A 15,372-nucleotide genomic window follows, 5' to 3' on the forward strand; every position below is an offset into this window, starting at 1 on the left:
TAAAAGTTTATTTCCATTTATAATCCTATTATTTCCCAGTTATTATGGCTTTTTCCGTCAATTACACCATTTTTTACAGTTCGGATATAATCAATCATCATATTCTGGATAGTTCCCTTTATATTTCCAATTGCTTCTTTTGATGCCCATAATACTGGTATTTCCTGCCCATCGAAAATACCGCCTTTTCTAGCCAGCTGCTCAAATCTGTAAGCGTTCATTCCAACTTTCAGTTTCATTTCAGGAGTTATTTTTGTTCCATTTACTAACATCAGATTGGTAATTTTACTGCCTTTTTCATTTCTTAAGTCAATTTTATATTTCACTCCGCCAAAAATATCAAAAGTTACGTATTTCCCGTTGGCACGTTCTGGATTATAGCGATATTCAGTATCTCCAGCCTGAATTGTGTCAAAATAGTCGGCAGCCCATTCCATATAGTCTTTTAACTGTTTTCCAGTCATTTCATAGATTGTAACATCTCCACCTGTGTAACGGTAGTTGTAAACTATGTCTTTTCTTCTGATTTTACCTTTGTCCAGTCTTACATTTTCATAATTGTATGCAAATGAAACAACGTCAGCACCACTGTAATAAAGTTCTACATCCGTTATGAACGAGGACATTCCTGTGTCTTTCCCAAATGCAGCCGATACACCGTAATGTTTTTCTTTTGAAACCATATCATTTAAAGTTTCTCCAATCTCTTCGTCTGCAATAACACAAAGCCTGTGATGAAACGGCTTGTAGATTTCTTCAATTTTTTCATCAGATTCTTCATTTTTTACTGGAATTGTTGTAGAATCCTTACTTATTAATTTAATATTTTTACCATCAATTTCAAATTTCAAATCAACTTCTGAAACAAATGTTCCGTATCTGTGAGGCTCTGTAATAAGAACTCCATTAATTATCTCTTTTGGAATATTCTGGTGCATATGTCCTGCCACAATCACATCAATTTCAGGAACCGCATTTGCCAAATCTCTAACTCCAGTTTCAGGAATCCCGTTTTCGTTTTCAATCCCCATATGAGCCACAACAACAATGGCATTTGCTCCTTCTTCTTTCAATTTTTTTATTTGCTTTTGAGCTTCTTTTATAGGCGACACAAAATAAAAATCATTCAAATATCCAGTATCTTCTTCAAATTGTGCCGACATCGGAGTAGAAAGCCCAATAATCCCAATTTTTACACCTTCTTTTTCAATAATTGTCGTTGCGTCCAAATATCTGCTTTTGTCTTTTGAAAAATTAGTGTCATTTTCAGCATTCTCGTGATAATACAAATTAGCAGTTAACTTTTTGAATTTCATATCCCGCAAAATATTCGATAAAGTTGGCATTCCAAAGTTAAATTCATGATTTCCTGGCACAAAAATATCATATCCCATATAATTTAATATTTCTGGAATAGGATGTTTCGGTGTCATCGCAAACTTTTCTATCCAGTTATCCTGAATCGCATCCCCAACTTCAACTAAAATCACATTTTTATTTTTTTTCCTAATTTTTTTCACCAATGTTGAAATTTGTGCATAAGAACCTGATTTGTCCTCTTCATCAGCCGCATAGTTCCAAGCAAGTATCCTTCCATGCACATCACTTGTTCCCAATATTTTTATACTTACTTCCTTTTTTTTCAAAGAAATCCCAGTATTTCCTGTTGTCATAATATTTATATTTCCTTTTCATTTTTTTATTTTTATATTTTTTAATTCAATTATTCTTTTTCTTTATTTTTATTTTTCCATTTTTCCCTAGCCTCATAAATGGAAAATTCTCTGCCATATTTTATTTCATTCACTTCATCCTTAATATAAAAAATCTTTTCCAAATCAATCTCATAATCATTTGCAATCGCAATAATATAATAAAAAACATCAAATACTTCCTCTTCAATTGTCCCTTTTATGTTTTTTCCATCGTATCTGACATTTTTTCTAATATTTTCAGCAAGTTCTCCAAATTCCTCAATTAATTTCAAAACGAGCCTTTGTCCATTTTCTTTTCTTTCCTGTGGAGTTTTTTCTCTTTTTCTTTTACCTAAGGTCCCTTTTTCTATCTGTTTTATCAAATACTGTACTTCCTTAAGCGTCATATCATCACCGTTATTATTTTTTTTATCCATAAAACTACCTCCTTTTTTTCTAAATTCTTTGGTATAAACACTTAAAATTAATGTTTTTATTTTACACAATATACTGTTATTAATGAATTTTTTTCATAATTTTTATGTTTTTCTTTTTTTTACGTAAAGGGGATCAGTCGCCATCCCCTTTACAATCCCGGCTTGTCTAAGTATTTTTTTGAAATAAAAACTAAACTCGCTTTTTAATAAAGGCTGTTCCCGTCTCTTCAAATAATCTTAATTTCAATATTTTGAAAAAGCTCAGACAGTAGTTTTTATTTCAAAAAAATCACGACATTTTTAGTTTATTTACAACAAAATAGTTTTATTAAAACATGAAACAAGCAAAATTTCGTTAAAGAAAAAATAACTGTTTGAGATTTTGAAATATATTTTGAATTATACACAGTTATTTCAGTTAAAATAACTTTGGTTCAAAATCGAGTTTTATTTTTTCTTTATAAGAAAGTTTTGCGTAAAGCGGGGATGCAAGGGCATGGCGTCTGATGCCCTTGCGAAAAATATTAATATTTGAAGATTACGTTTGTTGATTTCGGTCTTCCTACTTCTTTTTTCTCTTTCAAATAATCAATAAAGATTTTTGTGTCGCTTAAATGAGTGTCTGTTCCACGTTTTTGAGCTGTAATTTTTCCTAATGTTGTGTATCCATCTTTTCCTTGAGCGATGTATGAGTTTACGGCTAGCATGTAGGATTTTTTAGCATCGATTGGAACCCATTTGTTAGCTTTAAAGTCAAATACTTCTATTTTTTTAACTCTTGTTCCAAGGTTTCCTTCTTTTGTGGCTTCATATCTGATTCCTGCACCGTAAGGGAATGCTCCTGTTGATCCACCGTTTAATACATAGTCAATTGCATCTTCTAACACCTGTTTTACTTCGGCACCTGTAATATCTGTTATGAATACTGTGTTTGATGTAAATGGTAACAATGAGTAGGCTTGATCATAAGTGAAATTTCCAGGATTTAGTGTAATTCTGACATTTCCTGCATTTACGATTACAAAGTCAACGTTTCCTGTTCCCATATTTCTTAATTTATGTAAAACTGATTCGGCTACAAGTGTTGTTGCAAAAGAACCGTCTTTATTGTGAGGCCCTGGAACTCTGTTGTCTGATCCTCCTAAAATTTCTTCTGTAATTTTACCAACCGATTTTTTCCCTAATTCTGTTTTTTCTTTTTGATATCGTTCAAGCAGTTTTTCTGTAACAGTGTCATTTTTTACAACTTTTATGTTTTTGTTATTTTTTATAGAATTTATGATTACTGCTTTTTCTTTTTCGCCCAGCTGCACAACTTTTCCTTCAGCATTTTTTATTTCAAAAGTATCTCCAATTAGCACTTTCGGAGTTGGAATCAATTCTTTAATTACTCCATTCTTATCAAATTTTGCTTTCATTTCTCCCAATAAATATGAATAGTTCCACGCTTCTGCAATATAAACAGGATTTCCATCAGGTGAATTTACTTTTTTAGGATAATCTGGTTTTTCAGGAACTAGTCCAAATTGTTCAAATTCTTTTCCCAATAAATAATGCGTATCTCCAGATATAATTAAATCAACTCCGTCAACTTTTTCCCCAATTTCAACATTTTTTTCATATCCAGCGTGAGACAGCACAATTATTTTGTTTATTCCTTCATCTTGTAATTTTTTTACATATTTTCTAGCTGTTTCAACTTCATCTAGAAATTTCACATCGTCTCCAGGATTGGAAGATTCTTTTGTTTTTTTCACAACATCAATTCCAATAATTCCAATTTTTTGTCCGCCAACATTTTTGATAAGGTAAGGTTTCCATTTTCCTTCTAAAATACTTCCTTTGTCAGGTACAACATTTGACGAAACTATAGGTATAGTTAAAGCATCCAGAAATGATTTCAAAACTTTGTTTCCATCATCAAATTCATGATTTCCCAATGTAAAGGCGTCAAAGTTTATTACATTCATAAGCTCAGCATCAGCTTTTCCTTCAAATAGCGTATAATAAAGAGTCCCTGTTACTGCGTCCCCAGCGTGAAGAACTAAAGTATTTTTATTATTTTTTCTAAAATCCTTTATTTCCTGTGCTACTCTAGGAAGTCCGCCAATAGTTGCCGTAACTGTCTGACCATTTAATTTTAAAGGCATTTTTTCTTCTTCCAGATGTGAATGGTGATCGTTAATATGAGCCACGTTTAGTTCAAATGTACTTGCTGTACTTCCTTTATTTCCCTTTTTTACTGTTTTTGCTTCCAAACCTACTGCAGAAAACAGCGATACTGCTAGACCTAATAAAAGTAATTTTTTCATAACTTTTCCTCCTAAAAAAAGATTTATATTTCTTAATTTAATTATAACTTGATTTCTCAAAAAAAGCACTAAAAATATATAAATTTTTTATAAATTAATAAATTTTAAATAAATTTTACTATATTTTAAAATAAAATAATGTTATAATGCACCAGATGATTTCAAAATATATTTGAATTTTTTAACATCAAACTAATAAATTAAATAATATTGGGTTTATGTTTGGATAAAATAAATTTATTTTAAATTGTCAATAATATAAAAATAGATAGAAGGAGTTGGTATAATGAATTTTAGAAATATTATGAAAAAAATGATTTTAATTTTGGGAGTAATTGGAATTTCCACTACCTCTTTTTCAGCTTTTAGAAAAAACAACAAAATCGTATATGTAAAAAAGGAACCTTCTCGCAAAGTAAAGAAAAAGGCTAAAAAGAACAGACAGATTGTATACATAAAAAGAGAGCCTTCTCATAAAGTAAAAAAATATTCCAAGAGAAATAATAAAATCGTGTATGTAAAAAGAGAACCTTCTCGTAGACATAGAAAACACTAATTAAACAATTTATTTGGTGCTGAAACATTTGTAAATTTTTATTTTTGCAAAATGAACAGCACCATTTTTTATACTAAAATCCTTTTCTTTAAAGTCAAACTAACAAATATTAATTTAATTTTTTTAAAAGCACCTAACCAAATATTTCTTGTAAATATTCAGACATTTCCTTTACCAAATTTTCATCTGTCTCAAAAATTTCAAATTCACTAAATTCCTTCAACCCCATATTCACATTTTCTTTTCGATACAGCATTTCACTTTGCTTTATTTTTTTGGCAGAAAAATGAAAATTTCTTGCACCTGTAAAACTTATTATTTCTTTGATATTTTTTCTGTTTAATCCTGCTCCCACAAGTATTTCAGGTTTTTTTTCATTATCTTCATTAGAAAGTCCAACAAGATCTTTTAATAATTTTTTTCCTTTTAAGCAATTTTCCGCCTGTCCTGATGTTAATATTGTATTTACGCCTAATTTTTTTAACTGGTAAAACGCACTTATAGGATTTTTACACACATCAAAGGCTCTATGAAAAGTTACTGGTATGCCCTTTGCTTCCAAAATAAATTTTTCCATATTTTCAATATCTATTTTTCCATCTTTAGTTAAAACTCCTGTAACTATCCCGTCAGCTCCTAGATTTCTAAACATTTTTATTTCATTTCTCATAATTTCCAATTCATATTCCGAATATAGAAAATCTCCGAATCTTGGTCTTATCAGGACATTTATCGGAATACTTACATTTCTTCGGACTTCTTCAAAAAGACTTGCTGCAGGTGTAGTACCTCCAATTATTAAATTACTACACAATTCAAGCCTTGTACCTCCGCCTTTTTCAGCATTTATTGCGGATTCCACACTATCTGTACATATTTCAAGAGTATATTTTCTCATTTTATGACCCTCTTATTTTTTTATTATTTCAATGACTTCCTTCATTGACATCAGATTTTTAGCTAGCTTGTCAAAATCTTCCCTGCTTCGAACCGTTATTCTTAAATGTATAAATATACGTTTATTCCCGTTTTCCTTGGAATTATTCGTATTTACATTTATCAAGCTTATTTTATGTTCATTTAAAATACGGATAATATCCAGTAAAAGTCCATTTCTGTCTGCTGCTTTTATTGTAAAATTAAATTCATATATGCTATTGGCATTAATCGCAGATTCATCCCAGTAAACATCAACTTCTCTCTCTGGCTCCTTTTCCATTAATAAAACAAAATTGTCACAATCCGCACGGTGAATTGCAATCCCACGTCCACGTGTCACATAGCCCCGAATTTCATCTCCAGGAAGCGGACTGCAGCATTTTGCAAAACGGTACATTGTATTTTCAGTTCCAGAAATTTTTACTCCATTACCATTTCTTTTTTTCTGCTTATTTCCTTTTTCCGTTTCTTCCTCAAGAACTGTTTCCAGATCCTTTTCTTCTTTTTTCTCAAATTTATTTATAAAGCCCTCGAGTGATAAATCTCCGATTGCAAATCGATAAAATAATGTTTTATTATCATTGATGTTAAATTTTTTTGTATAGAAAAAAGCTCGCTCATCTTCCAGAACATCCTTTAATTTTAATCCAATCCGTTCAAATTCTTTTTCTAAAATTTGTTCCCCTTCTTTTGACTTTTCTTCAAATTCCTTATCCTTAAACCATTTTCTTATTTTCGACCGTGAACTATGGTTATTTACCATTTCAAGCCAGTCTTTTCCAGGTCCTTTAGGATATTTTGAAGTTATGATTTCAACTCTGTCAACATTGTTAAGCTTCTGATTCAATGGAACCATTCTTCCATTTACTTTTGCACCAATTGTCTTGTATCCAAGTTTTGTATGAATCTGAAATGCAAAATCCAATGCAGTTGAGTCCCTAGGTAGTTCGACAACTTCACCTTTTGGCGTAAATATAAATATTGTCTCTCTCAACATATTTCCTGTAATTTCCTTGGCAAATTCCAAGGCTTCCTTATCCCCTTGGACCAATTTCTTTATATTCGCATAAAATTTTTCATCTTTAGATTTTGATTTATTTTCTTTATATTTCCAATGTGCCGCAACTCCTTCTTCTGCTATTTCGTGCATTTTTTCCGTTCTAATCTGAATTTCAACATTCTGATTATCTGGACCTTTCACAGTTGTATGGACAGACTGGTAACCATTTATCTTTGGTCTTGAAATATAGTCCTTAAATCTTTCAAACACTGGCTCAAATAAATTATGAATCACTCCCAGCACACTATAACATTCAGTTTTTTCCTCAACAATAATTCTTATTGCAATTAAATCATACAAATCTACAAATCTTTTTTGTTTTTTAATCATTTTTCGATAAATACTGTACAAATGTTTTGGCCGTCCTGTAACTTCCGCTTTTATATTATTTTTTTCAAGTTCCAGTTTTATTTTTTTAATAAATTTTTCCGTATACTCTTCACGTTCACGCCTTTTTGAATTTACATGTTCCTTAATTTCATAATATTCCTTTGGATACAAAAATCTAAAACTTATATCCTCAAGTTCCCATTTCATTCTTGCCATTCCAATTCTATGAGCAATTGGCGCATAAATTTCAATTGTTTCATTTGACTTTTCCAGCTGTTTTTCAGGTTTCATGAATTTTAGTGTTCGCATATTATGAAGCCTGTCTGCCAGCTTTATAATCACAACTCGGACATCTCGTGACATTGCTACTACCATTTTTCTTGTATTTTCAACTTTTCTGCTGAAATTCCTTGGTAAATTCCTAAGTTTTGTAACTCCATCTACTAATTTTTTTACATCTGATCCAAACTGATATTCTATATCTGCCAAAGTAATTTGGGTATCTTCAACCACATCATGCAAAAGTCCAGCTACAATTGTATCCGTATCCATTTTCATGTCTGCCAGAATTTCCGCAACTTCCACAGGATGAAGAATATAATTTTCACCACTTTTACGTTTTTGTCCTTCGTGTGCTCCATAAGCAAGTACAAAAGCCGCTAATATTTTATCCATATCTACATCTAGATTATTTTTTTTAATTCTATCTTCCAGCTGCTGAAGTAATTCATCATAACTTTTATTGACTACTGCAGGAATCTTTGTATTTTCCATTTCATCAGCCGTCATTTTCCAATCATTTTTTAAAATTTCACTTTTCTCGTTTTTTTCATTTTTCAAAGTTTCTTTTCTGTCCATCTCATTTCCTCCTAGCGTCAAATAAAACTTTTTATTTGACAACATTTTCTTAAAATTATTGTACTATACATTGAAAAAAAAATCTATCCTAAAAATATTAATAAATTTAATTAATTTTGTTTTGTAAAGCTAAATTCCTAAATATTTCCAATTCAATCATTTTGAAAAATAAAAATATTTATAAAATCAATAAAAAACATGACCAAAGAAGTTCAGTAAATTTCGAAACTTTCAAAGCTCATGTCTTTTTTATTATATTATTTAGTTTGATTTAAAATATCTTTACTTAAAACAGAATAAATTAGATTTATGTATCTTTTTGCCGCATTAGGTTTAGGATGTGTTCCATCCTTGTAGAAATATTCCTGTTTTCCTTTTGAATATGAATACCAGTCTATAACCTTTATATTGGGATTTTCTCCCGCTTTTTTAATTTCCGCATTAACGCTGTCTTGCCAAGGGTCTGGCATAACTGTATTTATAAAGTAAACATCATGTCCTTTTAACGTCTCTAAAACAGATTTCATATCCTTTTCATAAATTGTTCCATTTGTTCCAAGTGCAATTACGACAATTTTTCTCAATTTTCCATCCTGAGATAAACTTTTTAACATATTTGGCAGCTGATAAAATTGCCGACCTACCTTTGTTTCAATAATAGCTTTTGGATATTTTTTCTTCAAATCTTCTCTTGTCATATGCAATACAGAATCACCAATAAATATTATATCACGCTCATCATTTGGATATTTTTTCAGAATTTCATTCTGCATTTTCGTATCCTCTTCCATACTTTTAGACGGAGTATTCAGGGCATTAAGAAGTTCATCCATTGTCAAGGGTTTATCTCCTGTATTTACAGCAGGGGTAGTTGGTGCAGTTGAAACTGGCGGCGTATTATTTTTTTCTTCTTTTTCGTTTGAAGCTAGGGCTTCCTGTATAGCTTTCATTTCTTCCAAATCTTTATTTTCATAAATTGGAGAAAAAACTAGAATTAAAGCAATAGATGCCAAAATAGGATAACTTATATATTTTATACTCTTTTTCTCAAATAAATAGTAACTTAATTCGGAAATAAAGATTAAAACTATAAATTGTATGCAAAACTGCTGAGAATTTGACAATTTTGACCATTTAAAATATTCACGTGCAAATATCATTACTGGATATTGCCATAAATAATACTGATACTGATGCTGCCCTAATCTTATGACAGGATCAAGAATTTTATTGTATTTTGAAATATCAAATTTCTTTAATTCAGGTTTAGAGAACAAGACTATTGAAAATGAAAATAGAATACTAACTAAAAACATAAGTCCATAATAATTTAAAGCGTTTCTGTAATCTATTCCAAATGAAAAGACAATTATTGAAACTATTCCCAATATTCCTAGAACATATACAATTTTCTTTTCAACATTACTTTTAATTTCCCTTCTTGAATAAAAGCAAGCTAGCCCAGCCGCACAGAAAAATGAAAATGCTCTCGTATCTGTTCCGTAATAAATTCTCGAAAAATCAGCTCCTTCTGATGATTTTGAAGTAGCATAAAATATATAAGCCATCACTAATCCTGAAATTACTGATATTGCTAAAAAAATACTTCCCATAGTATAATCTTTTAATTTCAATTTTTTTAATCCTTGTACTAAAACTGGAAAAAATACATACATCTGTATTAAGAACGATAATGCCCATATATGAGTCAATGGCAAAATAATTCCAAAATTATCAAAATAGGACATCTTCGAAAAAATCTGATAAATATTATTTAGTCCTAATACTGAAAATAAAGCACTGTATTTATATTTCATCTCAAGTCCATTATTCACAAAATACAATGCAATTGTTGAAGCCAGAATCACAATTAACAAACTTGGATAAATTTTCTTTAGTCTTCGGCTAATTACTGAAAAAATCGAAAAATCTCTGGAAAGCAGCCCACTTGTAACTAAATATCCACTTAATGCAAAAAATATAACAACACCAATATACGTACCTTTGAATAAAGTCCAATGGTAAACGCATATGAGTACAAGAGCAAGCGCTCTCAAAATATCAAGACTTAGTATCCTTTTTTTCTTCATAAATTTAAAATCTCCTCTAAAAAATATGTTTAAAAAAAACTACTTTAATGTACAAACTTAAAAAATTGGAAAACTCTTATGTTTTTTAACACAGCTCAATTTTTTTAAGCTTGAAATTAAAGTAGCAGTATGAAAAATTATGAATAATTTAATTATTTTTCATTATCTAAATAAAGTATTATTTTGAAATTTCGTCTTTATTATTTTCTCCAAGATAATATTTTTTTACTTCATTAGTTAAAAAGTCTGCGTAATATTTTTGTCCTTTATCATTTGGATGAGTTCTATCTTTGTAAAAATACTCATTTTTTCCTTTCGCATAAGAATACCAGTCTATCAGATGGGCATTTTCATATTGTGATACTTTCTCTACAAGCTTTCTGTTCACTTCCTGTTCCCAAGGGTCTTTGTGTGCAGTATTCATAAAGAATACATCCTTTCCTTTTACCATTTCCATAACAGAATCAAAATCCCTGTCAGTAAATTTACCATTTGTTCCAAGATGAACAACTAATGTATTTTTTATCTTTCCTTGTTCCACTAATTTTGAAACAATTCCCGGCAATGTTGAAAATTGACGCGAAATTTTTGTATCAAAGTAAGGATTTTTAAAGTTAGGCGCAATATATTTTTTACTGCTATCCATTATAGAATCTCCCACAAACACAATATCTTCAGGTACTTTCCCATTAAACATCTCTTTCGCAATAATAATTCCCGAACCGAACACTAATATTACTAAAATTAAAAGAATTTTTTTCATAATTAATTTTTCTCCTTTTTTATTTATACTATTTTTTAGTTTAAAAAATTTTTATTTAAATTTCCTCAGATATAATCAAAAAATTAAATAAATATAATTTTTAGTCTTAATTTTAAAGAAACTTTTTTATAAAAAATCTTTTAAACATATTATTATATGATATAATTCTCAATTTGTCAAATTATTTTTAAATATATTTTTTACTTTTATATTGAAATTTATTTAAAATAAAACTCAAAAAGTTATTACAAACTATTCAAAGGCTAAAATTAAAATTTTAAAATTTTTATATAACTTATAATTTACCTAGGCTGTGTCTGAAAACTCGAAATCTATGTTATTTTTAATGTTTTTTTGATTTTATAAATTATACAAATCACGATAAAATCAGTGTTTATTATTTTTGATTTTGGAAAAATTTGTTAAAAATTCATCATTTCGATAGTTTTCAGACACGCCCTAAATAAAAAAGAAACTTAATTCAATAATAAAAATTATCAAAAAAAGTTTCTTTAAGAGTCATATTTAATTTTTAATTTGAAGAATCAGAATCATTATTAATTTCAGAATCTTCCTGCGTGTCACTCTCAGTGCCTGTTGATGGAACAGAAGGAGTAGAATAAGTTTCTGCTGAATGTAATCTATATTCAGGGATCCTATAATTTATTATTTTTTTTATAGTTAAAACTCCATCTTTTGAAACTATCCCTTGAACATTAAAAGTAACAGAATCTTCAGAAGTTACGCCATATTTTTTTGCCATAAAATCATAAATTCCATCCAGTAATCCAGTATCGTCTTTTACTGTATAATTAAGTAATTTGTTTGGAAAAATTAAATTATCTTTCTCATAGACAAATGTATTTGTTGATCTACTGTAATCTCCTTCATAAACTCTATTTATAGCTTTGTTTGCTGCTAATCCAATAGTTGACATTATCAACATCATTGCCATTAATAATAATTTTTTCATGAAAAACCTCCTCTTTAAATTTAAATATTATTTGTGAAATCCTAAATCAGCTGGATTGACATCTCCAGAAATCTTTTTTACGATTCCACCTTTTTTTTCAAATTCGTTTCTCATTAAGGTAACTTTTTTTATAAGCTCTATTGTATCATTTTCCAGATTAGAACTATTATATCGCCCTTTTGCCCAATATTCAATAATTAGTGAACTATCTCCACAAATAATTTTTGTATCGTATTTCTTAGCATAGACAAGAGCTATGTAAATACCGACTAATTCACCAAAATTATTTGTTCTGGTATTGGCAACGTAATAATTTCCATATTCGTTAATTTTTTTTTCATTCATAATTTTATAAAGCAATGAATTTCCGTCAAAATCTGTTAATCTAACTTCTACACCATTACCACGCCCCGTTCCTGCATCAAAATAAATTGCATCACGTTCCAGTTCAGAGTACAGCTCTGTTAAATCAATCTTTTCTTTTTTTTCATAGTTTGCTCCAGAATTTAACCATTCCTGTGCATCAGAAAACGTTTTAAATGACTTATATCGGGCTTTTTCCCCAGTTACCTTTTTTTGACAATCTGTCCAGTTTTCAAGTATCCCATTTTCATTTGTATCTATAATGAAATAGGCATAAAATTTTTTATTTTTTGACATTTTTCAATAAATTTATTAAATTATAAATTTAATCCTCCGTCAACTCTTAAAACTTGCCCTGTAACAAATTTAGACATATCGCTTGCTAAGTATAGTGCCGCATTTGCCACATCTTCAGCATCTCCCATTTTTCTAAGTGGAGTGTTTGCAAGTACAGTTTCTATAAGTTTTTCAGGCAATACGTGAGTCATATTTGTTTCGATAAATCCTGGTGCAATTGCATTTGATCTAAGATTTTTTCTACCAAATTCTTTTGCCCAAGTTTTTGCCATAGCGATTACTCCACCTTTTGTAGCAGCATAGTTAGTTTGCCCTGCATTTCCGTCAACTCCTACAACAGAAGCCATATTAATTACGCTTGAGGCTTTACTTTTTAATAATAATGAAACAAATCCTTGCATTACGTTATAAACACCCTTTAAGTTAATATCGATTACTAAGTCCCAATCTGCTTCCTTCATTCTTTGAAGCAACGAATCTCTTGTAATTCCTGCATTATTTACAAGAATATCCAGTCTTCCGTATTTTCCCTTGATTTCACTTGCAATTTCCTTTATATTTTCTCTATCAGTAACATTTAATTTTACGTGTGAGACATTTTCGTGGCTGTAATCAGGATCAATTAAATCTCCTGAGATAACTGTAGCCCCGTTTTCAGCAAATTTCAATGCGATTTCTTTTCCAATTCCTCGTGAACCACCTGTAATTAATGCTATTTTACCATTTAACACTATTTTTCCACCTTCCATTCCTGTCTAATTTTAATTTTTGAAATTTTGCAAATGCACGTTTATTTACTAACTAATTTGAAGCATTTAAAATTTCAAGTTTTACTTTTGTAATACCTTTTCCTGGACTTTCAATCTGTGAAAAAGCTCCATAGCTTAAATCAATTACACGTCCTTTTACAAAAGGTCCTCTATCGTTAATTTTTACAATAACTTCCTTCCCATTGCTTAAATTTGTAACTTTAACTCTTGTTCCGAATGGTAATGTTTTGTGGGCAGCGACCATTTCAGTCATATGATGTCTTTCTCCACTTGCAGTTTTACTTCCATCTAATCCTTTACTGTAATATGAAGCTATTCCACTTTGATAATGTGTGAATTTTTGTAAATCCTCTTCTTTTATTGTCATTATTGTAGAAGTATTGTCGTTTGCTTTTGAAACGTTTATATCTATTCCGTTATCAGCAGCTTTTATCATTTCATTCTTTATGTAAATTATATTTATATCGTCTTTTTTTGTTTTTCCCTCCGAAAATAATGATAATGATAATGACAATCCAGCAAGTATAGTAATTATTTTTCTCATTTAATATTCTCCTTAAAATTTTAAAATTTTTATAGTAATATTTAAAAAATACAACTATATGACTTAAGTAGAAAAATGTATAATTTTACTTTTTTTACTCAATCAACTTCTACATTATATCACAGATTTAGATTTTATCACTTTTTTTTTACTTAGTTACTACATTTCAGGTTGTTTTACATGCTGGATTCTAGGACTATTTACATCCAATGTTTCAAATGTATATCCAGCTTTTCTATATCCGTCAATTATTTGCTGTAATGCTTGAACAGTTGTTTTTTTGGCATTTGTGTCGTGCATTAACACATTAATTTCAGGATGAGTTGTACAAACTCCGTATTTGACCAATTTAGGAACTGGCACGTTATTTCCTGAAGCATCTGTACTGTCACAGTTCCAGTCAAAATAAACATATCCTTCTTTTGTCATTCTGTTAATTATCGCTGTTTTCAGAGCTTTAGAGGCTTTTGCATTACTTGAACCGCCAGGAAATCTTGTGATTTTTACATCTAATCCAGTTGTTGATTTTACAGCATCTCTTATTTTATAAAGATCTTTAAAGAAACTTGCTTCATTTGCATAAACTTCCTTGTATTCATGTGAATAAGTGTGCAGTCCTAGTACATGTCCATGGTCAATTATTTTTTTATAATCATTATAATTTTTACCGATTCCAATTACAAAAAATGTTGCTTTTATATTATTTTTTTTCAAAATTTCAAGTATTTGATCAGTATGTGCAGATGGTCCATCATCAAATGTCAGATAAACTGTTTTAATTTTTTTCTCAGCTCTTAATTTTTCATATTCTGCTTTCACATCTGCATTTTTTTTAGTAAGAGCAGCTAATTCTGTTGTTTTTTTAGTTTTTTCTTCTGTTAATTTTTTAACGTTTGACTTTAATCCGCTATATTCAAAGTATTTTATACCTGTTCCAAAAATATGTACTGCTGAATATAAGAATCCAAGTACAGCTAATAATATAGCAACCATTGATAATGTTTTTTTCATTTCCTTACCTCTCTCGTTTTTTATTTATATTTTTTTATCAAAGCTTCAGCTTTTTTGTAGCTTTCTTCACTGTGTTTTAAATTTCCATTAAGAGTTTCAACTTCCTTTTCCAATTTCTGCCTATTTTCCTTTAGTGTCGGTATTTCCTTTGTAAATTTTGCTTTTTGTCCAATTAAGACAAAATGTGACAATAACACAAGTAACAGTGAAACAACAAATAAAATTACTGCATTTTTTCCCAGTTTTTTATCACTTTCACCATCATGGTCATTTCTGTAATCATAAATAAAATTTTGATTTTCCATTTTTCTCCTCTTTTCTATATTTAATTTTTAAATTTATTAATTTAATTATATTATACTCTTTTTAAGCAAT

The 15,372-nt window shown here is 29.5% G+C and carries 14 protein-coding genes; 1 reads left to right on the forward strand and 13 read right to left on the reverse strand.

What is annotated here, in order from left to right; genetic code table 11:
* Positions 1-17: 17 nt before the first annotated feature.
* The 3 genes from LEBU_RS09725 to nadN form a co-directional block, all read right to left on the reverse strand.
* Positions 18-1,673 carry a bifunctional metallophosphatase/5'-nucleotidase gene (locus tag LEBU_RS09725; protein WP_015770163.1) on the reverse strand — a complete coding sequence of 552 codons (1,656 nt, stop codon included), beginning with the start codon at positions 1,671-1,673 and terminating at the stop codon, positions 18-20.
* A 50-nt stretch (positions 1,674-1,723) separates the two neighbouring features.
* A complete protein-coding gene (locus LEBU_RS09730; protein WP_015770164.1) occupies positions 1,724-2,131 on the reverse strand; it encodes a MazG nucleotide pyrophosphohydrolase domain-containing protein in 408 nt (135 codons plus the stop codon).
* Between the two features lie 524 nt (positions 2,132-2,655).
* Positions 2,656-4,443: an NAD nucleotidase gene (gene nadN, locus LEBU_RS09735; protein WP_015770165.1), complete on the reverse strand. Its 1,788-nt coding sequence runs from the start codon at positions 4,441-4,443 to the stop codon at positions 2,656-2,658.
* A 286-nt stretch (positions 4,444-4,729) separates the two neighbouring features.
* Here nadN and LEBU_RS09740 point away from each other — a divergent pair, with 286 nt between their 5' ends.
* Positions 4,730-4,999, forward strand: a complete 270-nt coding sequence (locus tag LEBU_RS09740) for a hypothetical protein (RefSeq protein WP_015770166.1) — start codon at positions 4,730-4,732, stop codon at positions 4,997-4,999.
* Between the two features lie 133 nt (positions 5,000-5,132).
* Here LEBU_RS09740 and LEBU_RS09745 read toward each other — a convergent pair whose 3' ends face one another.
* The 10 genes from LEBU_RS09745 to LEBU_RS09790 form a co-directional block, all read right to left on the reverse strand.
* A complete protein-coding gene (locus LEBU_RS09745) occupies positions 5,133-5,897 on the reverse strand; it encodes a copper homeostasis protein CutC (RefSeq protein ID WP_015770167.1) in 765 nt (254 codons plus the stop codon).
* A gap of 12 nt (positions 5,898-5,909) precedes the next feature.
* Positions 5,910-8,186, reverse strand: coding sequence for a RelA/SpoT family protein (locus tag LEBU_RS09750; RefSeq protein ID WP_015770168.1), 2,277 nt, complete (start codon positions 8,184-8,186; stop codon positions 5,910-5,912).
* Between the two features lie 257 nt (positions 8,187-8,443).
* Complete coding sequence (locus LEBU_RS09755) at positions 8,444-10,276, reverse strand: acyltransferase family protein (protein ID WP_015770169.1); 1,833 nt, start codon at positions 10,274-10,276, stop codon at positions 8,444-8,446.
* A 178-nt stretch (positions 10,277-10,454) separates the two neighbouring features.
* Positions 10,455-11,039, reverse strand: a complete 585-nt coding sequence (locus LEBU_RS09760; protein WP_015770170.1) for an SGNH/GDSL hydrolase family protein — start codon at positions 11,037-11,039, stop codon at positions 10,455-10,457.
* Between the two features lie 532 nt (positions 11,040-11,571).
* Positions 11,572-12,012, reverse strand: coding sequence for a hypothetical protein (locus LEBU_RS09765; RefSeq protein WP_015770171.1), 441 nt, complete (start codon positions 12,010-12,012; stop codon positions 11,572-11,574).
* A gap of 27 nt (positions 12,013-12,039) precedes the next feature.
* Positions 12,040-12,672: an RNase H1/viroplasmin domain-containing protein gene (locus tag LEBU_RS09770; protein ID WP_015770172.1), complete on the reverse strand. Its 633-nt coding sequence runs from the start codon at positions 12,670-12,672 to the stop codon at positions 12,040-12,042.
* Between the two features lie 20 nt (positions 12,673-12,692).
* Positions 12,693-13,421, reverse strand: a complete 729-nt coding sequence (gene fabG, locus LEBU_RS09775) for a 3-oxoacyl-ACP reductase FabG (RefSeq protein ID WP_015770173.1) — start codon at positions 13,419-13,421, stop codon at positions 12,693-12,695.
* A gap of 52 nt (positions 13,422-13,473) precedes the next feature.
* Positions 13,474-13,986 (reverse strand): septal ring lytic transglycosylase RlpA family protein, encoded by a 513-nt coding sequence (locus LEBU_RS09780; RefSeq protein WP_015770174.1) that lies wholly within the window; start codon positions 13,984-13,986, stop codon positions 13,474-13,476.
* Between the two features lie 159 nt (positions 13,987-14,145).
* Positions 14,146-14,997 (reverse strand): polysaccharide deacetylase family protein, encoded by an 852-nt coding sequence (locus tag LEBU_RS09785; protein ID WP_015770175.1) that lies wholly within the window; start codon positions 14,995-14,997, stop codon positions 14,146-14,148.
* Between the two features lie 20 nt (positions 14,998-15,017).
* Entirely contained in the window at positions 15,018-15,302 is a 285-nt protein-coding gene (locus LEBU_RS09790) for a hypothetical protein (protein WP_015770176.1), read from the reverse strand.
* Positions 15,303-15,372 lie beyond the last annotated feature (70 nt).

Source organism: Leptotrichia buccalis C-1013-b (assembly GCF_000023905.1).
GTDB lineage: Bacteria > Fusobacteriota > Fusobacteriia > Fusobacteriales > Leptotrichiaceae > Leptotrichia > Leptotrichia buccalis.